Below are 22,783 nucleotides of genomic sequence, written 5' to 3'. Positions count from 1 at the left end.
CATGACCGCCCCCCTCCCCACCCGCGCCGACGAGGCCTTTCGCTACGCCGACATCAAGGCGCTGGGCGAGGTCTGGGACGATCTCGGCCCGCCCGAGACGGTCGAAATTGCTGCGCACAAAAGCCTGCAGCAAACCTGGCTGCCGAGTGGCGATCCGATCGACGTCAAGCGCGCCCGGATCGTCATCGAGCAAGGCGCGGCGCTCGAACTCTACGCGCTCAACGCCGCCGACCGCTACGGCCGCATCGAACTCGACGTGACGCTCCACGCGGGCGCCGACTTCGCCTTCCGCGCGGCCAATGTGGGCAGCGGTGACGCCACGCTCGAAGTGGTCACCGTCGTGCGCCACGTCGCCCCCGATGCGACCAGCACCCAGACGGTGCGCAGCGTCCTCGGGCACAAGGCCGTCGGCTCCTATCTCGGGCAGGTCGCGGTCGCGCGCGAGGCGCAGAAGACCAACAGCGAACAGGACATCAAGGCGATGCTGCTGAGCCGCGAGGCCACCGCCAACGCCAAGCCCGAGCTCGAGATCTACGCCGACGACGTCGCCTGCGCGCATGGCGCGACGGTCGGCGAACTCGATGCCATGCAGCTCTATTATGCCGCCGCGCGCGGGCTCCCCCCGGCGCAGGCCAAGGCGCTCCTCCTCGAAGGCTTCATCGGCGGCCTGTGGGACGCGCTGGGCGAGGACAGCGAGATCGCCGCGCTCGCCCGCACCCGCCTGCGCGAGCTGACCCGATGAACGTCCACGCCCCCATTCCCGCCGACCTGCGCGCGCAATTCCCGGGGGTGGGCGAGTGGCATTATCTCGACAGCGCGGCGACCGCGCAGAAACCGCGCGCGGTGATCGAGGCGATCGCGCGGGGCTATGGCGAGGACTATGCCACCGTTCACCGCGGGGTCTATGACCGCTCGGCCAACATGACGCGGGCCTATGAGGCGGCGCGCGCGACGGTGGCGCGCTTCCTCGGCGGGGCCGCCGGCGAGGTCGTCTTCACGCGCGGCGCGACCGAGGCGATCAACCTGGTCGCCGCGAGCTGGGGCCGCGACCATGTCGGCGCGGGCGACGCGATCCTGCTGTCGCGGCTCGAGCACCATTCGAACATCGTGCCGTGGCAGATGCTGGCGCAGGCGGTCGGCGCCGAGATCCGCGTCGCCGAGGTGCGCGAAGACGGGCAGATCGACCTCGACAGCCTGCGCGACCGGCTCGACGGCCGCGTCAAGATCGTCGCGCTGTCGCACCTCTCGAACGTCACCGGGGCGCTGCTCGACGCGCCCGCGGTCGCCGCCATGGCCCGCGAGGTCGGCGCCGCCTTCCTGCTCGACGGTTGCCAGGCCGCGCCGCGGCTGCCGCTCGACGTCGCCGCGCTGGGCTGCGACTTCTACGTCGCCAGCGCGCACAAGATGTACGGCCCGACCGGGATCGGTGCGCTCTGGGCGAAAGCCGGACTGCTCGACGCCATGCCCCCCTACCAGGGCGGCGGGTCGATGATCGACCGCGTCTCGTTCGAGGAAGGCACCACCTACGCCCCCGCGCCGACGCGCTTCGAGGCGGGCACCCCGCATATCGTCGGGGCGATCGGCTTCGGCGCCGCCTGCGACTGGATCGAAGGCGTCGGGCGCGAGGCGATCGCCGCGCACGAGAATGCGCTCGTCGCCGCGACCCGCGAGGGGCTGCGCGCGCGCAACGACATCGCGCTCTACGGCCCCGCCGACGCACATGGTATCGTGAGCTTCAACATGGACGGGGTGCATGCGCACGACGTCGCCACGATCCTCGACGATGTCGGGGTCGCGGTCCGCGCCGGGCACCATTGCTGCCAGCCGCTGATGGACCGGCTCGGCGTCCCCGCCACCGTCCGCGCGAGCTTTGCCGCGCACAGCGACATGGGCGACGTCGAGGCGCTCCTCGACGGGCTCGAGAAAGTGAAACGGATTTTCGGATGAGTGACCAGCGCAAGATCGAGATCGAGGAAGTGGACAGCGTCGAGAAGCCGCCGCGCGCGCGCGTCGGCGAGACGCCGATGCAGGACGAGCAGCCGCCCGAAAGCGCGAGCGAGAAGCTCGGCCGCAAGCGCGACTATCTCGAGGGCTTCCTCAGCGCCGCGCAGGCGGCGCCCGATAGCGCCGAGGAGGTCAAGGCCGCGATCGTCGAGGCGCTGCAGTCGATCTACGACCCCGAGATCCCGGTCGACATCTACAACCTCGGGCTGATCTACGGGGTCGAGGTCACCGAGGACGGCGATGCCACCGTGACGATGACGCTGACCACCCCGCACTGCCCCGTCGCCGAGACGATGCCGGGCGAGGTCGAGGTGCGCACGCTGAGCGTGCCCGGGGTGCGCGATGCCGAGGTCAAGCTGGTCTGGGATCCGCCGTGGAACCCGTCCAAGATGTCCGACGAGGCGCGGCTCGAACTGGGGATGCTCTAGATGACCGAAACGCGCCAGCGCCCCGCCGCCATCACCCTCACCCCCGCCGCCGAAGCGCGCGTCGCCGACCTCATGTCCAAGGCCCCCGCCGACGCCATCGGGGTCAAGCTCTCGACCCCGCGGCGCGGCTGTTCGGGGCTCGCCTATTCGGTCGACTATGTCACCGAGGAGAGCGCCTTCGACGAGAAGATCGAGACCCCGGGGGGCACCTTCTACGTCGACGGCGCGAGCGTGCTCTATCTCGTCGGCAGCGTGATGGACTGGAAGGAAGACGATTTCGCCGCCGGCTTCGTCTTCGACAATCCCAACGCCAAGGGCGCCTGCGGCTGCGGCGAAAGCTTCACCGTCTAGCTAGAAATCGAGACTGTAGCGCAGCGCGCCGCCCAGATCGGCGCGCGCGCCCGCGACATGCCCGGGGGCCTCGCGCCGATAGGCGTTGGCGCTGAGCCAGCCGCCCGCCATGGGGGTGGCGTAGCCGAGCTCGGCGATCCATTCGCGCCCCGACGGGACGAACGCATAGCGCTGCTGCCCGAAGGTCGCGGTCTCGGTCGCATAGTCCCACGCCGTCGGCAGCCACAGGTCGAGCCCGCCCGCCTCGACCCGGAGCGGCTGCGAAACCCGCAGCGCGAGCCGGTCGCCCGCCCGGCGCAGGTCGCCGAGGGCGAGGCTCGCGGCGTAGGCGCTGGTCTCGAGCGCGCCGCCGGCGAAATCGGTCCAGCCGCGCCGCGCCGACAGTTCGACCGCGACCGGGCCGAACGCGCGGCGCCAGTCGACATCGACGAGGCGCGAGGCGGCGCCCGCGCCCCCGCCGAACACCGGCGAGAGCCGCGCGCCGAGCAGCGTCTCGGCCTCGTCGATCTGCGTCAGCGTGACCCCGAGCGTGCCGAGCGGCCCGGCCTTGCCCGACAGGCCGAGCGACCAGCCGGCATAGTCGCTGCGCTGTTCGCCCGCGCGCACCGGGCTCCAGACCCGGCCGCGTTCGGCGCCGAGCGTCAGCTGCAGCGCGCCGAGGTCGCGGGCGAGGACGAGGCTTTCGCCCGCCGCGGCGGCAAACCCGCGATCATCGCGCCGCGCGGCCAGCCAATTGCCCTCGCTGGCGCCCTCGAGCTGGCGGCGCATGGCGCCCGCGCCTTGCGCGAAGCCGAGCGCCACCGCGGTGCGGTCGTCGATCCGCGCGACCAGCTGCGCGGCGAGCAGCCGGGCGGCATCGCGCTCGGCCTCGGCGAGCCCGAGCGGGCGCGCGTCGAGCGCGCCGCCGGGCTGACCGGCGCGCGGCGCGAGCGTGAGCGCGACCGCGACCGGGCCGACCGCCATCGCCCCGCTGCGCACCGCCCCGCCTCCGAGCGCGCGCCCGAGCGGACGGGCGCTGGGCGCGCGCGCCAGCGTGGCGGTGGGGTCGAAGGCATAGGCCCGCCCATAGCGATCGGTCACCAGCGTGCCATGCCCCCCTGCCGCGCCGCCGTCGCCCGCCGCCGCCGGCATCGAGCCGTTGTCGGTCAGCGAGACCGGCGTGCTCGTCCCCGCGATGCTGGTGGTGCCCGAGGGCTGGAAGGCGGCGGCGATGTTGAGCCGGCCGTGGCCGAAGGTGGAATCGCGTCCCGCCGCGCCGAGGTCATCGGCGCTGGCGAAGAGGATCTCGACGATCTCCGCGCCGGTGAGGTTGGGGAAGGCCTGCGCGAGCAGCGCCACCGCGCCCGCGATGACCGGGGCCGAGAAGCTGGTGCCCGACCAGAGGAATTCCTGCCCGGTATGATCGGGCGCGCGCAGCCGGGTTCCCAGCGCGGTCAGGTAATGGCTCGCACTGGTGCCGGCGCGGTTCGAATAAGCGGCGAGCCGGTCGGCATCGACCCCGCCGCCGCTGATCGCGCCGACCGCGCCGGCGATGATCACCATCCCCGGCGCCGCGTCGGCCAGCCCGCGCGCGAGCACGTCGGGATTGTCGCCGAGCTCGGGGTCCTCGCCGTCGTTGCCCGCCGAGACGACGACCACCACCCCGGCGGCTGCCGCGGCGCGCACCGCGTCGCGCAGCGTGGGCCCGGGGGCACCGCCGCCGAGCGAGATGTTGACCACCCGCGCCCCCGCGGCGACCGCGGCATCGACCCCCTCGGCGATCGCGACATCGGTGAGGACGCAGCCGCCCTCGGTGCCGCAGCTGTCGGGGTCGTCGGCGCGGAAGGCATGGATGGTCGCTTCATAGGCGACCCCCATCGTCTCGCGGTCGTCGCGCGCGGCCGCCGCGACCGCGGTGACCGCGGTGCCATGGCCATCGACGTCGGTGACGCTGTCATTGCCCGCCACGTCGCGGCTCGCCGCCGAAACGCGGCCCGCAAAGGCGGACAGCGAGGCATTGATCCCGGTGTCGATCACCGCCAGCCCGACCCCCTCGCCGCTCGCCCCCGCCTCGTAGGCGGCGATCGCGTTGCTGGCGCCCAGATAGGCGCTGGCGCGATATTCGGCGGTGTCGAAGTCGACTTCGGGCTCGGGTTCGGGCGCCGGCGCCGGCGCGGGGGCGGGCGCGGGGGCGGGCGCGGCGGTCGGGGGGGCCGGGGTCGAGCGCGGCGGGCTCGACCCTCCGCAGGCAGCCAGCCCCATCGCCAGCGCCGCCAGGCTCGTCATCGTCCAGGCGCGGTGGCCCCGATTGCATCCGATCATCTGTTCAACCCGTTAGGAAAAAAGAAAATTCTGCACTTCGATAGCTAAGCAAAACTTACGCTTTGCTGAAAAGCGGACCAAAAGCTAGGACGGGCGCGCCATGGACCCGCGATTGTCGCACATCACCGACTGGATCTTCGATCTCGACAACACGCTCTACCCGGCGGCGAGCGGGCTGTTCCGCCATGTCGACCGGCGCATGACCGCCTATATCGCGCGGCTGCTCGAGATCGACCATGACGCCGCCTACAAGGTCCAGAAGGGCTATTTCCACGCGCATGGCACCACGCTGGCGGGGCTGATGGCCGAGCATGGGGTCGATCCGCACCATTTCCTCGAGGATGTCCACGATATTCCGCTCGAGGGGCTCACCCCCGACCCGCGCATCGTCGAGGGGATCGCGCGCCTGCCCGGGCGCGCCTTCATCTACACCAACGGCGATGCGCCCTATGCCACGCGCGTGCTCGAGCGGCTCGGGCTGGGCAGCCACTTCGTCCATGTCCACGACATCCACGCCACCAGCTACCGGCCCAAGCCCGAGCGCCATGGCTACGAGCTGCTGCTCGACCGGTTCGCGATCGATCCCGCGCGCGCGGTGATGGTCGAGGACATGGCCAAGAACCTGAAGCCCGCCAAGGACCTCGGGCTCACCACCGTGTGGGTCGACAATGGCTCCGAACAGGCGCAAGAAGCGCCCGAAACCGGGCATGTCGACATTGCCATCCGCGACGTCGGCGACTGGCTGCAATCGCTCAACCAAGGGGAAGCATCATGAGCATCGAGCAGGTCATCGAACAGGGGTGGGATCGCCGCGACAGCATCTCGAGCGCCGACGAGGCGCTGGCCGAAGCGGTCCGCGAAGCGATCCTGATGCTCGACCGCGGCGAGGCCCGCGTCGCCGAACCCGACAAGGGCCAGGGCCCGGGGGGCGGCTGGAAGGTCAACCAGTGGCTCAAGAAGGCGGTGCTCCTGTCCTTCCGGCTCAACCCGATGCAGACCATCCCCGGCGGCCCCGGCGGCGCGCCGTGGTGGGACAAGGTCGATTCCAAGTTCCTCGGCTGGGGCGAGGACGCCTTCAAGCAGGCGGGCTTTCGCGCGGTGCCCGGCGCGATCGTGCGCCGCGGCGCGCACGTCGCCAGGAACGCGGTGCTGATGCCCAGCTTCGTCAACATCGGCGCCTATGTCGGCGAGGGGGCGATGATCGACACCTGGGCGACCGTCGGCAGCTGCGCGCAGATCGGGCGCAACGTCCACCTGTCGGGGGGCGCGGGGATCGGCGGGGTGCTCGAGCCGCTGCAGGCCAATCCGGTGATCATCGAGGACGACTGTTTCATCGGCGCGCGCTCGGAAGTGGCCGAAGGGGTGATCGTCGAGAAGGGCGCGGTGCTGTCGATGGGAGTCTTCATCTCGGCCTCGACCAAGATCGTCGAGCGCCATTCGGGCAAGGTCCATTACGGCCGCGTGCCCGCCTATTCGGTGGTCGTGCCCGGCACGCTGCCGGGGCGCGACGGCGGCCCCGGGCTGGCCTGCGCGGTGATCGTCAAGACGGTCGACGAGAAGACCCGCAGCAAGACCAGCATCAACGACCTGCTCAGGGACTAGGCGCTCGCCCCGGCGCAGGGACGACGCGACGGTCAGTCCAGCTCCTCGAGCAACGCCGCCGCCTCTTCGCCCGACCAGTCGAGGTCGCCGAGGTAGCGCCACACCTCGCGGCCCTGCGCATCATAGAGTACCGTCGTCGGCATCACCGCGACGGGTAGCGCGTCGGTGAATGCCATCTCGGGATCCTGCCACGCCTCGACCGCGTCGAGCCCCTCATCCTCGAGGAAGGCGCGGACCGAGGGCTGGGGGCCCATGTCCTGCGACAGGGTGAGCACCGCGACCTCGCCGCGCTCGGCCAGCGCGACCAGCGTCGGCAGTTCCTCGACGCAGGGCGCGCACCAGCTCGCCCACAGGTTGACGAGCAACGGTTCGCCCGCCGCGACATCGGCCAGCGCCACCGTCTCGCCCTCGGGGTCGAGAATGTCGATCGCGGGCATCGCCGCGCCGGCGTGGCTGCGATCGACCCCGCCCTCGCGCGCGACGACCGACTGATCGGTGGTCGGCGCGGATGCGTCGCAGGCACCGAGGAGGAGGGGGAGGAGGACGGCGCCGAGCGCGCGCAGGGAGGGAGGCGTGGACATGGCGACGTACCTAGGGAGTTGGCAGCGCGCCTTCAATGCGGCATTGCGGCGGTGATGAACCAGCGTGTCGCCCTGCTCGCCCTGCCGCTCGCCGCGCTCGCCGGCTGCGGCCAGGCGGGCCCGTTGAAGCCCGCGCCCGGCGCCGAGCTGCCGCCGCAGCCCGCGCTGGCGCAGGCCCCGCCGACCTCGGACGACCTGCTCACCCCGCCGCCCTATGCGCGGCCCGAGCGGGTCGATGAACTGGTGCGCCGCTCGACCCCGCGCGCGCCCGATCCGTTCGACCTGCCCCCGCCCGAGGGCGGCGCCGCGCCGCAGCCCGACCCGGCGACCAATATCGACGATCCGAGCGCCGACGTGTCCGACCTGCCCGGCCCCGATGTCCGGCAGGAGCCCGGCGTCGACCTGCCCGCGCGCGACCCCGAAGAGGAAGAGGACTAGATGCCCAAGCCCGTCCGCTACGCCGTCTTTCCCGTCGCCGGTCTCGGCACGCGGCTGCTGCCCGCGACCAAGACCATGCCCAAGGAGATGCTGACCATCGTCGACCGCCCGCTGATCCAATATGCGGTCGACGAGGCGCGCGAGGCGGGGATCGAACGCCTCGTCTTCATCACCGGGCGCGGCAAGGCTAGCCTCGTCGACTATTTCGACATGGCCTACGAGCTCGAGAAGACGATGGAGGAGCGCGGCAAGTCGAAGGAGCCGCTCGCCCCCAGCCGCGCGGGCTTCGGCGAACTGCTGACCGTGCGCCAGCAGGAACCGCTCGGGCTCGGCCACGCCATCTGGTGCGCGCGCCACATCACCGGCGACGAGCCCTTCGCCGTCCTCCTCCCCGACGACCTGATGGTCGGCAAGCCCGGCGCGCTCAAGCAGATGATGGCCGCCTACGAGGAGCATGGCGGCAATATCGTCTGCGCGCAGGACGTGCCGCGCGAAAAGACCTCGAGCTACGGCATCGTCGAGCCCGGCGAGAGCGCGAACGGTGCGACCGAGGTGAAGGGCATGGTCGAAAAGCCCGTCCCCGAGGACGCGCCTTCCACCCTCGGCATCGTCGGCCGCTACATCCTCCAGCCCGAGGTGATGGACGAACTGTCGGCGCACGAAAAGGGCGCGGGCGGCGAGATCCAGCTCACCGACGCGATGGCCAAGCTCATCGGCAAGCAGCCCTTCCACGCGGTCGCGGTCGACGCGGTGCGCCACGACTGCGGCACCAAGGCCGGCTTCGCGCTGGCCAACCTCGCACTCGGGATGGACGACCCCGAGGTCGCCCCCAGGCTGAAAGAATGGTTGGCCCGCAACGGCTGACGCGCCCTTGCCCGGCTCGCGCCGCCAGCGCGGCTCAGGCCTCCAGTTCGACGTCCCAGTAGAGATAGTCGTGCCAGCTCTCGTGCAGGTGGCCTGGCGGGAAGCCTTTGCCATGTTCCTGCAGCTGCCAGCTGGTCGGGCGAATGGGCTCGCCGGTCAACAGCGGCATGTTCGCCTCCGCCGGGGTGCGCCCGCCCTTGCGCAGGTTGCACGGCGCGCAGGCGGTGGCGACATTCTCCCAGCTGGTCCGGCCCCCCTGCCGGCGCGGCACCACATGGTCGAAGGTCAGCTCCTTGCCGCTCCCGCAATAGACGCAGGAAAACTTGTCGCGCAGGAACAGGTTGAACCGCGTGAAGGCGGGATATTGGTTGGGTTTGACGTACTGCCGCAGCGCGATCACGCTCGGCAGCTTGATGTCGCAGCTGGGCGAGTGCACCCTGCGCTCGTAATGATCGATCACGTCCACGCGCTCGAGGAACATCGCCTTCACCGCGGTCTGCCACGGCCACAGGCTCAGCGGATAATAGGACAGCGGCGTGTAATCGGCGTTGAGCACCAGCGCGGGACAGCTGTCGGGGTGCCGCGTGCGGTCGGGGTGAAGCGCCATGTCGAGGTGGTGATGCACGCGGGCGTCCTTTCGTGTCGTTCCCTTGCGGGCCCCGACACCGTCCCCCGGGCAAATCGCACTCACCGAGCGGGAGACCGGCGGCGTGCGAGCCCGTCTTTCCGTCTGTCACCAGCATGGATGCCAACCCATGATGTTGATGCGATGACAACAGATACCGCCGAATCTGGCAAGAGTCACTTTTGCCACAGCGGCGAGTCCCGATGATCACGCGCTTCGCCCCCTCGCCGACCGGGCTGCTCCATCTCGGCCATGCCTACAGCCTCGCGCGCGGGGTGGCGGCGGTGGCGGGAGGCGGCGAACTGCGGCTGCGGATCGACGATCTCGACACCACCCGCTGCCGCCCCGAATTCGTCGCCGCGCTCGAGGAGGACCTCGACTGGCTCGGCGTGTCGTTCGCCGGCCCGGTGCTGGTCGAGAGCCAGCGCGCGGCGGTCTACGAGGAGGCGCTCGAGCGGTTGCGCGGGGCCGGGCTGCTCTACCCCTGCTTTTGCACGCGCAAGGACATCGAGGCGGCGCTCGCGGCGCCGCATGGCGCGGCGGGCGGGCGCTATCCCGGCACCTGCCGCGACCTGCCCGACGAGCCCGAGCGGCGCGCGACGCAGCCGCACAGCTGGCGGCTCGACCATGAGAAGGCGCTCGCGCGGGTAGGAGCGCTGCCGAGCTGGCAGGACCATGACGGCAGCGTCCACCTGTCGACCCGCGCCGACCTCGACGATGCGATCCTCGCGCGCAAGGACGCGCCTGCCGCCTACCATCTCGCCTGCGTACTCGACGATGCCGCGCAGGGGGTGACGCTGGTCACCCGCTCGGCCGACCTGGCGGGCGCGACCCCGATCCAGCGGTTGCTGCAACAGCTGCTGGAGCTGCCCGAGCCCGCCTATCTCCACCACCCCATCGTCGTCGGCGCCGACGGGCGGCGGCTCGCCAAGCGCGACCGGGCCCCCACGCTCCAGCAGCTGCGCGCCGACGGGGTCGAGGGCCCGGCGCTGCTCGCGGCGCTGATGGACGAAAGGCTGCCCTTGGGATACCGCCTCGTCGATCCTACATAGGGGCAATCATGACCACATTTCTCATCATCATCCTGATCCTCGCCATGGGCGCCACCGCCTACGTCCTCGTGCGCGGCGTGATCGCCATGGCCTCGGGCAAGGACGTGTCGGGCGCGCAGCAGCAGAACTACATGCAGAAGCGCGTCATCTTCCAAGGCGTGGCGATCATGATCATCGTCGCGATCCTGCTGGTCGCGAGCGGCTAAAGCGCCTAGCCTGTCCGCGATGGTCAAACTCACCAAGATCTACACGCGCGCGGGCGACGACGGCACCTCGGGGCTGGTCGACGGCAGCCGGGTTCCCAAACACGGCCTGCGCATGCAGGCGATCGGCGACGTCGACGAGGCCAATTCGGCGCTCGGGGTCGCGATCGCCGCGATCGAGCAGGGCGGCGAGGGCGAAATCGACGCGCTGCGCCGCATCCAGAACGAATTGTTCGACCTCGGCGCCGACCTCGCCACCCCTGAGGGGGTTGAGGGCGCATTGCGCATCGTGCCCGCGCAGGTCGCGCGGCTCGAGGACGAGATCGACGCGATGAACGCGGGGCTCGAGCCGCTCACCAGCTTCGTGCTGCCCGGCGGCTCGCCCGGCACCGCGCAGCTCTATCTCGCCCGCGCGGTGGTGCGCCGCGCCGAGCGCAAAGCCGCCGCGCTCGCCGCCGAGGAGGCGGTCACCCCGGCCGCGCTCGCCTATCTCAACCGCCTGTCGGACCACCTGTTCGTCGCCGCCCGCGCGCTCGCGGCGCGCGGCAGCGGCGATCTCCTCTGGCAGCCGGGCGCGACCCGGTAAGTTGACCCTCGGCAAAAGCACGGTGGCCAGCCCGCCCGCGACTTCCTATGGTGGCCGCATCGTGGCCCGTTCCGACGAACAGCCAAGGCCGGATCTCGGCAAAAACTATACGGCAACCCGTAGCCTGACGTTCGACCTCGCCGCGCCGCTGTCGGACGCCGACGCCACGCTCCAGCCGCATCCCGACGCGAGCCCCGCCAAATGGCATCTCGCGCATACCAGCTGGTTCTTCGAGACCTTCCTCCTACGCGACCATGTCCCCGGCTACACGCTCCACGACGAGCGCTGGGCCTATCTGTTCAACAGCTATTACGAGGGCGAGGGCGAACGCCACGCGCGCGCCTGCCGCGGGATGATCAGCCGTCCCAGCCTCGATGAGGTGCGTGCCTATCGCGTCGCGGTCGATGCCGCGCTGCTCGCCGCGCTGCCCGGCTTCTCGCCCGAGCAGCGCGCGCTCGTCGAACTCGGCATCCACCACGAGCAGCAGCACCAGGAGCTGCTCCTCACCGACATCCTCGCCACGCTCTACGAAAACCCGCTCGACCCCGCCTACATGGAGGGCCCCGGGATCGCCGACGGCAGCGCCGCCCCGCTCGGCTGGACCCGCCACGAGGGCGGCGAGGCGATGATCGGGCGCAATGCGGGCGACGGCTTTAGCTTCGATTGCGAGCGCCCGCGCCACCGCACGCTGCTCGCCCCCTTCGAAATCGCCGATCGTCTGGTCAGCCAGGGCGACTGGGCCGACTTCATGCAGGACGGGGGCTATTCGACCCCCTCGCTGTGGCTCTCCGATGGCTGGGCCTGGGTGCGCGACAACCAGGTCGAGAGCCCGCTCTACTGGCGCCGGCAGGACGGCTGCTGGTCGCGCTTCACCCTCTCGGGCCGCCGCCCGATCGAGCCCGCGCTCCCGGTCACCCACGTCAGCTATTACGAGGCCGACGCCTATGCCCGCTGGGCCGGCGCGCGGCTGCCGACCGAGGCCGAATGGGAGACCGCCTTCGGCGCCGCCGACGCGGCGGCGGGCAACCAGCTCGATGCCGCCGCGCCGGTCATGCCGCTGGGCACGCCGGGGCCGTTCGGCGACTGCTGGCAATGGACCCAGTCGGCCTATCTCCCCTACCCCGGCTTCGCCCCCGAGGCGGGGACGGTGGGCGAATATAACGGCAAGTTCATGTGCGGGCAGTTCGTCCTCAAGGGCGCGTCGTGCGCGACCCCGCGCGGCCATTCGCGCGCCTCCTATCGCAACTTCTTTTATCCCCAGCAGCGCTGGCAGTTCACCGGAGTTCGCCTTGCCCGAAATGCCTGAGGCCGCCGCGCCCGCCCCGACCGTCGATCCCGCCTTCCGCGCCGACGTGAAGCGCGGGCTCGCCCAGCCCGAGCCGGCGGTGCCCGCGCGCTGGCTCTACGACACCCGCGGCTCCGAACTGTTCGACGCGATCACCCGGCTCGACGAATATTACCCGACCCGCACCGAGACCGCGATCATGCGCGACAATGCCGCGGCGATCGCCGCGGCGGCGGGCAAGGGCGGCGCGCTGATCGAGTTCGGCGCGGGCAGCGTGACCAAGACCCCGCTGATGCTCGATGCGCTCGAGCCCGACCATTATGTCCCGATCGACATCTCGGGCGACTATCTGCGCGCCTCGGCCGCCGAGCTGCAACAGGACCACCCCGACCTCGCGATCGACCCGATCGAGGCCGACTTCACCAAGCCCTTCGACCTGCCCGACGAGATCGCCGGGCTCGAGCGGATCGGTTTCTTTCCCGGCTCGACGATCGGCAATTTCGTGCCGCGCAGCGCGGCCGACCTGCTGCGCACCTTTCGCGACATCCTGCGCGACGGCTCCAAGCTGCTGATCGGGATGGACCGGATCAAGGACCTCGACCGGCTGCGCGCCGCCTATGACGACCGCGACGGGGTGACCGCCGCCTTCAACAAGAACCTCCTCACCCGGATGCAGCGCGAACTCGGCGCCGAGCTCGACCCCGACGCCTTCGTCCACGAGGCGCGCTGGAACGAGATGCTGGGGCGGATCGAAATGCACCTCGTCGCCGTGCGCGATACCGCGATCGCGCTCGACGGCGAGCGCTTCGCCTTCGCCAGGGGCGACAGCATCCATACCGAGAACAGCCACAAGTACGGGCCGCGCGGGGCGCGCTGCCTGCTGCTGGCGGGGGGCTGGACCCCGACCCACGAATGGACCGATCCGGCGGGCGATTTCGCCTTCATCCTCGCCGAGGCGCAGCCCAACCGTTTCGCCCCCTGACCACAGCCGTGTTGCGGGCGCACATGGGGGCGGCTAAGCCAGCGTCATGATCTACGCTCTCTTCGCCATTCTCTCGCTGCTGCTCACCGCGCTCTTCTGGGTCATCGTCGCCCAAGTCGTCATCAGCTGGCTGTTCGTGTTCAAGGTGCTCGACCCCTACAGCCGGGTGGTCGCCACCATCACCGAGGTGCTCGAGCGCATCACCGCCCCCATCTATCGCCCGATCCGCAAGCTGATGCCCGATTTCGGCCCGATCGACCTGTCGCCGATGATCGTCATCCTCGGCATCATCGTGCTGCGCGACATCCTGTTCCCGGGCATCCTGATGGAGCTCGGGCCGACGGTGACGCGATGAACGCCGCGCGCGCGATCGACGGCAAGGCCGCCGCCGCGGCGCTGCGCGAGAAGGTCGCCGCCGGGGCGCGCGAGTTCGCGCGCAAGGCGCTGCGCAAGCCCGGGCTGCACGTCGTCCTCGTCGGCGAGGATCCGGCGAGCGCGGTCTATGTCGGGGCCAAGGAGAAAGCGCTCCACAAGGCGGGGATGGACGGCGCGGTGCATCGCCTGCCCGCCTCGACCGGCGAGGACGAGCTGCTGCGCCTCGTGCGCAAGCTGAACGCCGACCCCACCGTCGACGGCATCCTCGTCCAGCTGCCGCTGCCCGACCATCTCGACGAGGCGAAGGTGCTCGACACCATCGACCCCGAGAAGGACGTCGACGGTTTCCATGTCGTCAACGCCGGCAAGCTCGCGGTGGGCAAGGAAGCGCTCGTGCCCTGCACGCCCGCGGGCTGCATCCGCCTCATCAAGGAAGAGCGCGGCGACCTCAGCGGGCTGCACGCGGTGGTGATCGGACGCTCTAACATCGTCGGCAAGCCGATGGCGCAGCTGCTGCTCGCGGAGAATGCCACCGTCACCATCGCCCACAGCCGCACGCGCAACCTGCCCGAACTGGCGAAGACCGCCGACATCCTCGTCGCCGCGGTGGGGCGTCCGGAAATGGTCAAGGGCGACTGGGTCAAGGACGGCGCGACCGTCATCGATGTCGGGATCAACCGGCTGGCCCCTGCCGAGGACGGCGCCAAGGGCCGGCTCGTCGGCGATGTCGCCTATGACGAGGCCGCCAGGCATGCCGCCGCCATCACCCCGGTGCCCGGCGGGGTCGGGCCGATGACCATCGCCATGCTGCTCGCCAACACGCTGGTCGCCGCGCATGCGCGCGAGGGGCTCGAGGCGCCGACGCTGTGATCGTCCTCGCCGCCCTTTTCTGGCTGGCCCAGCCCGCCAGCGCGATCGAGGCCGAACGTGCCTTTGCCGACGACGCGCGCGCGGGCCAGTGGTTCGCCTTCGCCAAGTGGGCCGATGACGACGCGATCCTCGTCGCCCGCTCGGTCTTCCCCGCCAAGGCGGTCGCCGCGGTGCTCGCCGCCGATGGCGAACCCGCCGTCCCGATCGCCTGGTGGCCCGCCGTCTCGCTGACCAGTTGCGACGGCGGCCATGCGTTCAACCGCGGTCCCTTCTTCGATCCCGCTTCCGCGCAGGCCGGCAACTTCCACACGATCTGGCGCCTGACCGAGGAGGGATGGCGCTATCGGATCGACATGGGGCTGCTCGGCGACCCGGTAGGGCTCGAGGGCGTGGAACAACCGACCATCGTCTGCGATTCGCTTCCCGCCGCCGATCCGCCGGTTGCCGTTGAGACCGACACCATGAAGGGGGGCATCGACATGAGCGCCGATGCCAGCCTCAAATGGGAATGGCGACACGGCGTCTGGGGCGGTGTGCCCGAGCCGCGCCGGATGCTCCGCGTCTGGGCGTGGAACGGCGACGACTATGACATCGTCCACCTGGCCGAGGGACCTGCCGAATGATCGAACTGTTCGTATCCGCCTTCGTCACCTTCCTCGTGATCGTCGACCCGCCGGGCAATGCGCCGATCTTTGCCGGGCTGACCCGCGACGCCAGCGCGCCGCACCGCCGCCGCATGGCGATCCGCGCCGCGATCGTGGCTTGGTTCATCCTGCTCTTCTTCGCCTATCTCGGCGAGCCGCTGCTCGGCGCGCTGGGGATCAGCCTCGCCGCCTTCCGCATCGCCGGCGGCATCATGCTGTTCATGATCGCGTTGGACATGGTGTTCGAGAAGCGCACCGAACGGCGCGAGAACCGCGCCAGCGAGATCGAGGGCACGCCCGAGGCCGAGGACGTGTCGGTCTTCCCGATGGCGATCCCGATGATCGCCGGGCCCGGCACGATCGCGGCGATCATGCTCTACATGGCCGAGGCCTCGAGCATGGCCGAGCGGCTTACGATCACCGCCGCGATGAGCGTGGTGATCCTCCTCACGCTAGGGGCGCTGCTCGCGGCGGGACCGCTGATGAAGCTGATGGGGGCCAAGCTCGAGGCGATGATCACCCGCTTGCTCGGGGTCATCCTCGCCGCGCTGGCGTCGCAATTCGTGATCGACGGCATCGCCGCCGCGCTGATCAGCGAACTGCGTACAATCTGAGCGGGAGCCCCTCGAGGAAGGGCGCATCGACCGGGTCGAGCCAGTCGGGCACCTCGCCGCGCAGCAACCGCTCGTTGAGCCCGGTGCCCGGCTCGGGCGGATCGCCCGCGCGGTCCTCGTCGCAGACCATCAGGTAGCGGGCGCCATAGGCGCGCACCGTGCGCGCGGCGGCGGCATCCTCGGCCGGGGGGGCATCGAACACCGACAGGACGTGCCCGATCGCCACATCGCTGCGGTGATAGGGGCCGACGATCGTGTCATGATGGGTGAGGACGAGCAGCCGCGGCGCCAGGTCGATGTGGACGAAGACCGTCGCCGGGTCGAGCCGGTTGAGCAGCCCGAGGACGCGCGCCTCGCGGCAGTAGAGCACCCCCTCGCCGCTATCCGCGGCGCGCGCCTCGAGCGCGCGATTGATGCGCTCGTCCTCGCGTTCGCTGTCGTTGGCGGGGACATATTGGGCGGCGATCGGTGCCAGCGCGCCGATCCCCAGCGTGACGACCAGATAGGTGCCGATGATCCGCACCAGCGGCGAGCCCGACCCGAGCGTGCGCGGCAGCAGGAGCGTCACCGCGAGCGCCGCGCCCGGCACCGCGAGCAGCTGCGCCGCCGCGCCGGCGCGGATCTGCCACGCCAGCATCGCCGCGGCGCCGATCGCGGCGAGCCCGACGAGGAGCAGCCGCCGCCGCGCCTCGAAGTCGCGCGCGCCGAGCCGCCAGCCGAGCGCGTAGCCGAGCAGCCCGATCACCACCGGGAGGAGGGTGACCAGCGCGATCTTGGGGCTGTGCGTCTGGACCCCGCGCGCCTCGTTGACGCGTTCGAGCCACAGCGCGCTGACCTCTGGAGAGACGCCCTCGAGCCGGCTCAGGCAGTGCGGGAAGGCGAGCGCGTGGAACGCCGCGATCGCGCCCCCCGCGGCGGCCGCGAACAGAAGTCGCCGGCGCCAGCCGGCGGGACTGGCCCAGGCGAGCAGCAGCGCGGCGGCCCCCGCGAGCAGCATGTCCGACAGCCAGACCGGGGTGAGCGCGTCGCACAATAGCGCGCGGTTGGCGCTCGAGGCGAAAGCGAGGAATCCCGCCGCACAGCCCGCCGCGAGTGCGGCGCCATAGGCGCCGAGGCGGCGCGCCTCCTGCGCGCGGGCGACCCAGCCGAGCACCAGCGCCGCGCCGACCAGCGCGAGCGGCACCAGCATCTCGAGCCCGATCACCATCGAGGTGGCGGTGGCGAGCCCGGCGACCACGCCGCCGCGCCGCCGTGCCGGGTCGGTGGCCCCGGCCAGCACCCAGGCGAGGCAGGCGAGCTGCCAGCCGTGATGGTCGATCCGCAGCGGCATGAAGGCGCTGATCGCCACCGTCGAGAAGATGATTGCGACCGCCGCCGGCGCCCAGCCGAGCGGCCCCGCCACGCGCCGCGCGACGAGCGCGATCCCGAGCATCGCCACGAGCAGCGCGAGCAGCGGCACCACGGTGGCGGCAAAGCGCTCGGCGGCATCGACCCCGATCAGCGGTTCGGTGAGTGCGATCAGCCCGGCGAGCGGCAGGTCGACCAGCCGCGACCAGTGGATGTCGGCACCCTGCGGGGCGAGCATGCGATACTGGCGCAGGTCGTACCAGCCCTGCCCGGCGAGCCAGTCGCGGACCTGGAGCAGGCGCAGGTTGTCGTCGGTGTCGCGCAGGTTGAGGGTGGCGATGTCGACCGCGTTGGTCGCGGTCACGATGCTGGTGAACAGCATCCACACGATCATCGTCCCGACGACCCAGCGCCGCTCCATCCAGTTCCGGATCCGCCCGAGCATCGTGCCCCCTGCCCCCTGCCCCCTGCCTCTTTATCCCTCGCCCCCCGACCATTCCCGCTCGGCCCCCACGACGCAAGCAAAAGCTCGGATGCGCATATCTTTACAGGCTGTTTACCATGGGGATGCCAAGCCATGCGAAAGCGACTAGATTCGAAACGGCACCACGGGACGGGGCGGGAACGAGACGGATGGGAACCGCGATGCGGCAGACATGGGAAGGGCTCGACCCTGAGCGACGGACGGTGCTCGTCCAGCTCGCGCGCTATGCGGCGACGGGGTTCGGCATCACGATCGCGGTGGCGCTGGCCTATTGGGTGGTGGCGCATTTCATCGACCCCAACCTGTCGCTGCTGCTCGTCTTCATCGTGTTCAATTTCATCTCCTACGCGCTGCACGGGCGGATCAGCTTCAAGGACCATGGGGGGCGCGACAATCCGGCGCGGCGCAACCTGCGGTTCGCGCTGGTCAACGTCGGCGGCCTCGTCGTGAACCAGTTCTGGGTCTGGCTGCTCGTCAAGCAGCTCGGCGGGCCGACCTGGTGGCCGACGCTGGCCTTCGTCTTCGTCACCCCGTGGCTGACTTTCGCGCTGCATCGCAAATGGGTGTACGCATGAACATGATGATCCAGATAGCATCGCCCGAACTGACCCTGCTTGTCCCGGTCAAGGACGAGGAAGCCGCCATTCCGGCCTTTCTCGCCACCGTGATGCCGATCCTCGAGGCGCTCGACGATCCCGCGGGCAAGAGCTTCGAGATACTCTTCATCGACGACGGATCGAGCGATGCGACCCTGACGCTGATCCGCGACGCCGCCGCGCGCGACCCCCGGGTCCGCGGTCTCTCGCTCAGCCGCAACTTCGGCAAGGAAGCCGCGCTCACCGCCGGGATCGACCATGCCCGCGGCAAGGCGGTCATCCCTTATGACGTCGACATGCAGGACCCGCCCTCGGCGCTTGCCCCGATGCTCGCCAAATGGCGCGAGGGGCACGAGGTCGTCGTCGGCGTGCGCGAGGACCGCAAGTCCGACGGCATGCTCAAGCGCTGGACCGCCAGCGCCTACTATCGCACCCATAATGCGCTCTCGAAAGACAAGATCCTCGAACATGCGGGCGACTTCCGCCTGCTCGATCGCAAGGTCGTCGACGTCATCAAGGCGCTGCCCGAACGCAACCGCTTCATGAAGGGGCTTTTCGGCTGGGCCGGCTTCAAGACCGCGACCGTCACCTACGCCCGCGAGGAGCGCGAGAACGGCACCACCAAGTTCGGATTCTGGAAGCTGTGGACGCTCGCCTTAGACGGCATCACCTCGGCCTCGACCGTGCCGCTGCGCGTCTGGTCCTATGTCGGCGGGCTCGTCGCTCTGGGCACGCTTGCTTATGCCACCCTCATCGTCATCCGCACGTTGGTCACCGGGGTTGACGTGCCGGGCTATGCCTCGATCATGGTTGCGGTGCTGTTCTTGGGCTCGGTGCAGCTCATCAGCCTCGGCATCCTCGGCGAATATGTCGGGCGCATCCTCACCGAGACCAAGCAGCGCCCGCTATATGTCGTGGCCGAAAAAATCGGAGACCGCGAATGACCGCCACCGCCGACATGGCCCCCGACGCGATCCGCGCGGCACAGGGCTCGGCCGACGACGTCGCCTTCCAGCGCAATCTCTACACCGACCCCAACGCCACCCGCCGCCAGCTCCACTGGGACCGCCGCCATTTCGTGATGGACCGGGTGCAGCGCTACTCTCAGCCCGGTGACCGGCTGCTCGAGATCGGCGTCGGCTGCGGCATCTTCACCGAGGAAATGGCGGGCAGCGGGCGCCATGTCGACGCGGTCGACATCCACCCCGCTTATCTCGCCAATGTCGCGGGAAAGCCGGGAATCAGCGTCCACCAGAGGGATGCGACGCAAAAGCTCGGCCTCGGCCCGCACCAGCTCGCCATCTGCTCCGAGGTGCTCGAACATGTCCCGCCCGCCGGCAGCCAGGGCCTGCTCGATGCCGTCCATGACAGCCTCGAGCCGGGTGGCCATTTTATCCTCACCACCCCGCAGCGCTGGGCAACTGTCGAACTTATGGCGCGCCTGTTCAAATTCCCCGCCGTCCTCTGGCTCGCGCGCAAGATCTACGGCCATGCCGAGGAATTGGGGCATATCAACCTGCTGACCGCTAGCCAGCTCGGGGCGCAGATCGAAAAGGCCGGCTTCGAGGTCGTCGAACAGAAGCGCTTCGGCTTCTACCTCCCCCTCCTCGCTGAGGCCGGTGGCAAACCGGGCGCCAAGCTCCTCAAGGCGCTCGACCGCACGCTCGCCAAGGTGCCCGTCCTGCGCGGCCTGTTATGGACACAAGGCTACGTCCTAAAAAAACTTACCTCTTGATCCGATAGAGCATCGCGCCGCGATTGGCGGCCACCAGCTCGAATTCGTTATAGCCCGGCGGCATCGGCGCATCGACCAACCAGAGGTATTCGTAATGCTCGCGCGGGAAACGTTCGAGCACGTCGAAAAACTGCGGAAAATGGAGCGGGCCGCAATTGTCGAGCCGGCTTAGCTGCGAGGGGTCGCGGTCATGGCCCGAAGCGAGCGGGTCGCGCAGCCGCAACGGGCTGGCCGAGCCCAGCGCCCAGCTATTGTTCGAAAACCCCTGCTTATCGGCGATGACATAGCCGCCGAGATGGGTGGTCCGGCGCAGCGACCATTGGTCGAAACATTGGGTCGGCCCATGCAACATGTAGACCGCCGCGCCCTGCGGGACGGCCTCGAGGACCGCGAGTCGCTCCTCGATCGCCGCATCCCAAAACCGACTGCTATGGGTGACGAGGCCGAGCTTGTAGAGTGCGATCCCCAACGCGGCGGCGGCGAGCCACCGCCGCGCTCCCTGGCTGGTGCCATCGAGCGCAAGCAGTGCCAGCGCGAACAGTAAGGGGGCCATGCGCATGTCGGCAAAGGCCGATCCCGCGACCGTGCCCGGCATGCCGAGGAAGGCGAGGAGGAGGAGGACCGCCCCCGCCCCGAGCGCCTTGCTCGCGACCCGCACCCAGCCGGTCAGGAGCGCGCCGATCATGGTCGCGATCACCGCGATCGGGAGGGTGTCGGCCCAACGTTCGCCATCGCGCAGCGTGGCCAGCAGCCAGTTCGCCTTGAGCACCCAGTTGGAGGTGGGCGCCGCCGCCGCGCCCTCGATCCCACGCTGGACCATCCAGCCGCCGAGATGGAGGGACGGGAGCATCAGCGGCCATATCGACACCGTCGCCATCAGGACCGTGCGTGGCAGCCCTTCGCCACGCTGGCGCCAGCGCACCAGTTCGGCGGCATAGGCGGCGAGCCCGAGGAGGCCCCAGCTGAAGGCGTGGGCGAAATAGACGAGGCTCCCGAACGGGACCACGAGCGCCGCGCGCAGGAGGAAACGATCTTCCTTGCCGAGCCGGATCCAGAGCGCCAGGACGAACAGAGCGAGCGCCACCGCAAAGCTGAAATTGACGAAGCCGAAGAGGAAGGGGTGCGAGAAGGCGAGCGCGACGGTCGCCGCGAAGGTCGGTGGCACACGCCCCGTCGCCGCCTTGGCCAGCGTCCAGAAGCCGAGGATGGTAAGCGGGGGGATCGCCATGACGACGAGCTTCATCGCCAGCTTGACCCCGGTCAGGGGCGCCAGCAGCGCCACCGGGACGTCGACCCCCAGATTGGGTACGAGAATCCAGCGATAGGTGAAGCGTTCCTGCCAGGCGGGGACGTGCTCGATCCCCGCCGCGACCGCGGCACGGGCATAATGGCCCGGCAGGTCGGCCAGCGGGGGGAGCCCGGTGGTGGCGAAGGGGACGAGGGCGGCAACCAGCAGGAAGGCAAGGAACCAGCCGCGCTCCCACCAGCCCGGGGGCGGGGGTGCCGCGGGCTCAGCCAGCATCGATCGCCCGGTAACGCGCCTCGGCCTCGACCATATAGTCGCGGGTGATGGGCAAGGCGCGGCGGTCCTTCACATACTGCGCCTGATAATTGCCTGCGCCGCCATCCTCGAACATTACTACCCCGCCGGCCAGGTAGAAGCACCACATACGATAGAATTTCTCGTCGAGCAGCGCGACGATCTGGTCCTTCGCAGCCTCGCAGCGCTCGAGCCAGTGGCGCAGCGTATGCGTATAATGGAGCCGGAGCGTCTCGATGTCGGTGGTGATCAGCCGCGCCTTTTCGGATGCTGCGCACATCTGGCTGAGCGAGGGGATATGATAGCCGGGAAAGATATATTTGTCGGTGAAAGGGTCGGGCCCCGAGGCCGGGCCGAAATTGCCGATGGTATGCACCAGCATCACCCCGTCATCGGCAAGCAATTCCCGGCATGTGCGGTAGAATTCCTGATAATGCGCCTCGCCAACATGCTCGAACATGCCGACCGACACGATTCGGTCGTAGCTACCAGTGAGCGCGCGATAATCGGTCAGCTCGAAGCGCACCTGATCCTCGACCCCTGCCTCTTTCGCCGCCTTGCGCGCATAGTCGAGCTGTTCGACCGACAGGGTGACCCCGGTCACCTTCACCCCCGCGACCTTGTTGAGATAGATCGCCAGCCCGCCCCAGCCCGAACCGATGTCGAGCACATGGTCGCCCTCGCGCAGGTAGAGCTTGGCGGCGATATGCGCGAGCTTGTCGGCCTGGATCCGCTCGAGCCCGTGGGCCTCGTCGGTGACATAGCCGCAGCTATACTGGCGCCGCTCGTCGAGGAAGAGCGCGTAGAGATCGTTGCCGATGTCATAGTGGTGCGCGACATTCCTGCGGCTGGTCACCGGGTTGTTGCGCCGTAGCCAGCGCGCCGCGCGCCCCAGCAGCGCCGAGGTCGCGAAGGGCGAGGAATCGAGCCCGCCCTCCTCCCAGCGCGACGACTTCTGGACGATCTCGAGAAGGTCGAGGATCGAGCCGTCCTCGATCGTCAGCCGCCCGTCCATATAGGCCTCGCCGAGCCGCAGCCGCGGGTTGCGCACGATGTCGCCGATCACCTTGGAATCGTGCAGCTTCACGGTCAGCGCGCGCCTCCCCGAGCCGATCGTCTCGCGCGTGCCGTCGTGCCGGATGAGCGTGATCGTGCCGGCCGTGAGGTGCTGGTCGGCGAGTTTCTTCAAGAGCGACATGGTGGCGGCTTCCCCCCCGGTTTTCCGACTGCTTGTGGCAAGCGACCCGTCGTGGCGCAATGCCCCTGCACCTGCTAT

26 protein-coding genes are annotated in these 22,783 nt (G+C 69.9%); 20 read left to right on the top strand and 6 right to left on the bottom strand.

Going from position 1 to position 22,783, the window contains the following annotated elements:
* The first annotated feature begins 1 nt into the window (after position 1).
* From L8951_RS05820 to L8951_RS05805, 4 genes are read left to right on the top strand one after another with little or no spacing between them, the layout of a single operon-like run.
* The gene (locus tag L8951_RS05820; protein WP_244382063.1) at positions 2 to 742 is read left to right on the top strand and encodes a SufD family Fe-S cluster assembly protein; all 741 of its coding nucleotides are present in this window, start codon (positions 2 to 4) and stop codon (positions 740 to 742) included.
* Positions 739 to 1,947, top strand: a complete 1,209-nt coding sequence (locus L8951_RS05815) for an aminotransferase class V-fold PLP-dependent enzyme (RefSeq protein ID WP_244382062.1) — start codon at positions 739 to 741, stop codon at positions 1,945 to 1,947. Before L8951_RS05820 ends, L8951_RS05815 begins: the two co-directional genes overlap by 4 nt.
* Entirely contained in the window at positions 1,944 to 2,432 is a 489-nt protein-coding gene (locus tag L8951_RS05810; protein ID WP_244382061.1) for an SUF system Fe-S cluster assembly protein, read from the top strand. Before L8951_RS05815 ends, L8951_RS05810 begins: the two co-directional genes overlap by 4 nt.
* A complete protein-coding gene (locus tag L8951_RS05805; RefSeq protein ID WP_244382060.1) occupies positions 2,433 to 2,783 on the top strand; it encodes a HesB/IscA family protein in 351 nt (116 codons plus the stop codon).
* Here L8951_RS05805 and L8951_RS05800 read toward each other — a convergent pair whose 3' ends face one another.
* Positions 2,784 to 5,084 (bottom strand): S8 family serine peptidase, encoded by a 2,301-nt coding sequence (locus L8951_RS05800; protein WP_244382059.1) that lies wholly within the window; start codon positions 5,082 to 5,084, stop codon positions 2,784 to 2,786.
* A gap of 100 nt (positions 5,085 to 5,184) precedes the next feature.
* Between L8951_RS05800 and L8951_RS05795 the strand changes: the two genes are divergently transcribed.
* Entirely contained in the window at positions 5,185 to 5,859 is a 675-nt protein-coding gene (locus L8951_RS05795; RefSeq protein WP_244382058.1) for a pyrimidine 5'-nucleotidase, read from the top strand.
* Positions 5,856 to 6,686 (top strand): 2,3,4,5-tetrahydropyridine-2,6-dicarboxylate N-succinyltransferase, encoded by an 831-nt coding sequence (gene dapD / locus L8951_RS05790; RefSeq protein ID WP_244382057.1) that lies wholly within the window; start codon positions 5,856 to 5,858, stop codon positions 6,684 to 6,686. The genes L8951_RS05795 and dapD overlap by 4 nt, the downstream gene beginning before the upstream one ends.
* Before the next feature lie 32 nt (positions 6,687 to 6,718).
* On the opposite strand, the gene L8951_RS05785 is transcribed toward dapD, so the two are convergent.
* Complete coding sequence (locus L8951_RS05785; RefSeq protein WP_244382056.1) at positions 6,719 to 7,267, bottom strand: TlpA family protein disulfide reductase; 549 nt, start codon at positions 7,265 to 7,267, stop codon at positions 6,719 to 6,721.
* A gap of 54 nt (positions 7,268 to 7,321) precedes the next feature.
* On the opposite strand from L8951_RS05785, the gene L8951_RS11625 reads away from it, so the two are divergent.
* Both L8951_RS11625 and L8951_RS05775 read left to right on the top strand, forming a co-directional pair.
* Entirely contained in the window at positions 7,322 to 7,705 is a 384-nt protein-coding gene (locus L8951_RS11625) for a hypothetical protein (protein ID WP_322597137.1), read from the top strand.
* Complete coding sequence (locus L8951_RS05775) at positions 7,706 to 8,569, top strand: UTP--glucose-1-phosphate uridylyltransferase (protein ID WP_244382055.1); 864 nt, start codon at positions 7,706 to 7,708, stop codon at positions 8,567 to 8,569.
* Positions 8,570 to 8,603: 34 nt separating this feature from the next.
* Here the strand turns inward: L8951_RS05775 and L8951_RS05770 are convergent, their stop codons facing one another.
* Positions 8,604 to 9,176 carry an HNH endonuclease gene (locus tag L8951_RS05770; protein WP_244383197.1) on the bottom strand — a complete coding sequence of 191 codons (573 nt, stop codon included), beginning with the start codon at positions 9,174 to 9,176 and terminating at the stop codon, positions 8,604 to 8,606.
* A 221-nt stretch (positions 9,177 to 9,397) separates the two neighbouring features.
* On the opposite strand from L8951_RS05770, the gene gluQRS reads away from it, so the two are divergent.
* The 9 genes from gluQRS to L8951_RS05725 all read left to right on the top strand — a co-directional run bounded on the left by gluQRS (position 9,398) and on the right by L8951_RS05725 (position 15,805).
* Entirely contained in the window at positions 9,398 to 10,246 is an 849-nt protein-coding gene (gene gluQRS / locus L8951_RS05765) for a tRNA glutamyl-Q(34) synthetase GluQRS (RefSeq protein ID WP_244382054.1), read from the top strand.
* Positions 10,247 to 10,254: 8 nt separating this feature from the next.
* A complete protein-coding gene (locus L8951_RS05760; RefSeq protein WP_244382053.1) occupies positions 10,255 to 10,452 on the top strand; it encodes an HIG1 domain-containing protein in 198 nt (65 codons plus the stop codon).
* 19 nt (positions 10,453 to 10,471) lie between these two features.
* Entirely contained in the window at positions 10,472 to 11,035 is a 564-nt protein-coding gene (locus L8951_RS05755; protein WP_244382052.1) for a cob(I)yrinic acid a,c-diamide adenosyltransferase, read from the top strand.
* A 61-nt stretch (positions 11,036 to 11,096) separates the two neighbouring features.
* Positions 11,097 to 12,341 (top strand): ergothioneine biosynthesis protein EgtB, encoded by a 1,245-nt coding sequence (egtB, locus tag L8951_RS05750; RefSeq protein ID WP_244382051.1) that lies wholly within the window; start codon positions 11,097 to 11,099, stop codon positions 12,339 to 12,341.
* Positions 12,334 to 13,302: an L-histidine N(alpha)-methyltransferase gene (gene egtD, locus L8951_RS05745; RefSeq protein ID WP_244383196.1), complete on the top strand. Its 969-nt coding sequence runs from the start codon at positions 12,334 to 12,336 to the stop codon at positions 13,300 to 13,302. The genes egtB and egtD overlap by 8 nt, the downstream gene beginning before the upstream one ends.
* 46 nt (positions 13,303 to 13,348) lie before the next feature.
* Positions 13,349 to 13,657: a YggT family protein gene (locus L8951_RS05740; protein ID WP_244382050.1), complete on the top strand. Its 309-nt coding sequence runs from the start codon at positions 13,349 to 13,351 to the stop codon at positions 13,655 to 13,657.
* Positions 13,654 to 14,547, top strand: a complete 894-nt coding sequence (gene folD / locus L8951_RS05735; protein WP_244382049.1) for a bifunctional methylenetetrahydrofolate dehydrogenase/methenyltetrahydrofolate cyclohydrolase FolD — start codon at positions 13,654 to 13,656, stop codon at positions 14,545 to 14,547. Before L8951_RS05740 ends, folD begins: the two co-directional genes overlap by 4 nt.
* Entirely contained in the window at positions 14,544 to 15,170 is a 627-nt protein-coding gene (locus L8951_RS05730) for a hypothetical protein (protein WP_244382048.1), read from the top strand. The genes folD and L8951_RS05730 overlap by 4 nt, the downstream gene beginning before the upstream one ends.
* A complete protein-coding gene (locus L8951_RS05725) occupies positions 15,167 to 15,805 on the top strand; it encodes a MarC family protein (RefSeq protein WP_244382047.1) in 639 nt (212 codons plus the stop codon). Before L8951_RS05730 ends, L8951_RS05725 begins: the two co-directional genes overlap by 4 nt.
* Here the strand turns inward: L8951_RS05725 and L8951_RS05720 are convergent.
* Positions 15,783 to 17,597, bottom strand: a complete 1,815-nt coding sequence (locus tag L8951_RS05720) for an AcrB/AcrD/AcrF family protein (protein WP_244382046.1) — start codon at positions 17,595 to 17,597, stop codon at positions 15,783 to 15,785. The two genes, L8951_RS05725 and L8951_RS05720, sit on opposite strands and share 23 nt — an antisense overlap.
* Positions 17,598 to 17,797: 200 nt before the next feature.
* Between L8951_RS05720 and L8951_RS05715 the strand changes: the two genes are divergently transcribed.
* From L8951_RS05715 to L8951_RS05705, 3 genes are read left to right on the top strand one after another with little or no spacing between them, the layout of a single operon-like run.
* Positions 17,798 to 18,211, top strand: coding sequence for a GtrA family protein (locus tag L8951_RS05715; RefSeq protein ID WP_244382045.1), 414 nt, complete (start codon positions 17,798 to 17,800; stop codon positions 18,209 to 18,211).
* Positions 18,208 to 19,176, top strand: coding sequence for a glycosyltransferase family 2 protein (locus L8951_RS05710; RefSeq protein ID WP_244382044.1), 969 nt, complete (start codon positions 18,208 to 18,210; stop codon positions 19,174 to 19,176). Before L8951_RS05715 ends, L8951_RS05710 begins: the two co-directional genes overlap by 4 nt.
* On the top strand, positions 19,173 to 19,967 hold the full coding sequence (locus L8951_RS05705; protein ID WP_244382043.1) for a class I SAM-dependent methyltransferase: 795 nt from the start codon (positions 19,173 to 19,175) through the stop codon (positions 19,965 to 19,967). The genes L8951_RS05710 and L8951_RS05705 overlap by 4 nt, the downstream gene beginning before the upstream one ends.
* Here L8951_RS05705 and L8951_RS05700 read toward each other — a convergent pair.
* Both L8951_RS05700 and L8951_RS05695 read right to left on the bottom strand, forming a co-directional pair.
* A complete protein-coding gene (locus L8951_RS05700; RefSeq protein ID WP_244382042.1) occupies positions 19,957 to 21,489 on the bottom strand; it encodes a hypothetical protein in 1,533 nt (510 codons plus the stop codon). The two genes, L8951_RS05705 and L8951_RS05700, sit on opposite strands and share 11 nt — an antisense overlap.
* Positions 21,479 to 22,705: an SAM-dependent methyltransferase gene (locus tag L8951_RS05695; protein ID WP_244382041.1), complete on the bottom strand. Its 1,227-nt coding sequence runs from the start codon at positions 22,703 to 22,705 to the stop codon at positions 21,479 to 21,481. The genes L8951_RS05700 and L8951_RS05695 overlap by 11 nt, the downstream gene beginning before the upstream one ends.
* Positions 22,706 to 22,783: the final 78 nt, after the last annotated feature.

It is taken from the genome of Sphingomicrobium astaxanthinifaciens (genome assembly GCF_022865105.1).
Taxonomy (GTDB): Bacteria; Pseudomonadota; Alphaproteobacteria; order Sphingomonadales; family Sphingomonadaceae; genus Sphingomicrobium; species Sphingomicrobium astaxanthinifaciens.
This window is presented reverse-complemented; position numbering and strand designations above follow the sequence as displayed.

What these genes read in the sequence shown, in the direction of transcription:
- L8951_RS05820 (WP_244382063.1), top strand. Translation starts at nt 2, where the DNA reads ATGACCGCCCCCCTCCCCACCCGCGCCGACGAGGCCTTTCGCTACGCC.
- L8951_RS05815 (WP_244382062.1), top strand. Translation starts at nt 739, where the DNA reads ATGAACGTCCACGCCCCCATTCCCGCCGACCTGCGCGCGCAATTCCCG.
- L8951_RS05810 (WP_244382061.1), top strand. Translation starts at nt 1,944, where the DNA reads ATGAGTGACCAGCGCAAGATCGAGATCGAGGAAGTGGACAGCGTCGAG.
- L8951_RS05805 (WP_244382060.1), top strand. Translation starts at nt 2,433, where the DNA reads ATGACCGAAACGCGCCAGCGCCCCGCCGCCATCACCCTCACCCCCGCC.
- L8951_RS05800 (WP_244382059.1), bottom strand. Translation starts at nt 5,084, where the DNA reads ATGATCGGATGCAATCGGGGCCACCGCGCCTGGACGATGACGAGCCTG.
- L8951_RS05795 (WP_244382058.1), top strand. Translation starts at nt 5,185, where the DNA reads ATGGACCCGCGATTGTCGCACATCACCGACTGGATCTTCGATCTCGAC.
- dapD (WP_244382057.1), top strand. Translation starts at nt 5,856, where the DNA reads ATGAGCATCGAGCAGGTCATCGAACAGGGGTGGGATCGCCGCGACAGC.
- L8951_RS05785 (WP_244382056.1), bottom strand. Translation starts at nt 7,267, where the DNA reads ATGTCCACGCCTCCCTCCCTGCGCGCGCTCGGCGCCGTCCTCCTCCCC.
- L8951_RS11625 (WP_322597137.1), top strand. Translation starts at nt 7,322, where the DNA reads ATGAACCAGCGTGTCGCCCTGCTCGCCCTGCCGCTCGCCGCGCTCGCC.
- L8951_RS05775 (WP_244382055.1), top strand. Translation starts at nt 7,706, where the DNA reads ATGCCCAAGCCCGTCCGCTACGCCGTCTTTCCCGTCGCCGGTCTCGGC.
- L8951_RS05770 (WP_244383197.1), bottom strand. Translation starts at nt 9,176, where the DNA reads ATGGCGCTTCACCCCGACCGCACGCGGCACCCCGACAGCTGTCCCGCG.
- gluQRS (WP_244382054.1), top strand. Translation starts at nt 9,398, where the DNA reads ATGATCACGCGCTTCGCCCCCTCGCCGACCGGGCTGCTCCATCTCGGC.
- L8951_RS05760 (WP_244382053.1), top strand. Translation starts at nt 10,255, where the DNA reads ATGACCACATTTCTCATCATCATCCTGATCCTCGCCATGGGCGCCACC.
- L8951_RS05755 (WP_244382052.1), top strand. Translation starts at nt 10,472, where the DNA reads ATGGTCAAACTCACCAAGATCTACACGCGCGCGGGCGACGACGGCACC.
- egtD (WP_244383196.1), top strand. Translation starts at nt 12,334, where the DNA reads ATGCCTGAGGCCGCCGCGCCCGCCCCGACCGTCGATCCCGCCTTCCGC.
- L8951_RS05740 (WP_244382050.1), top strand. Translation starts at nt 13,349, where the DNA reads ATGATCTACGCTCTCTTCGCCATTCTCTCGCTGCTGCTCACCGCGCTC.
- folD (WP_244382049.1), top strand. Translation starts at nt 13,654, where the DNA reads ATGAACGCCGCGCGCGCGATCGACGGCAAGGCCGCCGCCGCGGCGCTG.
- L8951_RS05725 (WP_244382047.1), top strand. Translation starts at nt 15,167, where the DNA reads ATGATCGAACTGTTCGTATCCGCCTTCGTCACCTTCCTCGTGATCGTC.
- L8951_RS05720 (WP_244382046.1), bottom strand. Translation starts at nt 17,597, where the DNA reads ATGCTCGGGCGGATCCGGAACTGGATGGAGCGGCGCTGGGTCGTCGGG.
- L8951_RS05715 (WP_244382045.1), top strand. Translation starts at nt 17,798, where the DNA reads ATGCGGCAGACATGGGAAGGGCTCGACCCTGAGCGACGGACGGTGCTC.
- L8951_RS05710 (WP_244382044.1), top strand. Translation starts at nt 18,208, where the DNA reads ATGAACATGATGATCCAGATAGCATCGCCCGAACTGACCCTGCTTGTC.
- L8951_RS05705 (WP_244382043.1), top strand. Translation starts at nt 19,173, where the DNA reads ATGACCGCCACCGCCGACATGGCCCCCGACGCGATCCGCGCGGCACAG.
- L8951_RS05700 (WP_244382042.1), bottom strand. Translation starts at nt 21,489, where the DNA reads ATGCTGGCTGAGCCCGCGGCACCCCCGCCCCCGGGCTGGTGGGAGCGC.
- L8951_RS05695 (WP_244382041.1), bottom strand. Translation starts at nt 22,705, where the DNA reads ATGTCGCTCTTGAAGAAACTCGCCGACCAGCACCTCACGGCCGGCACG.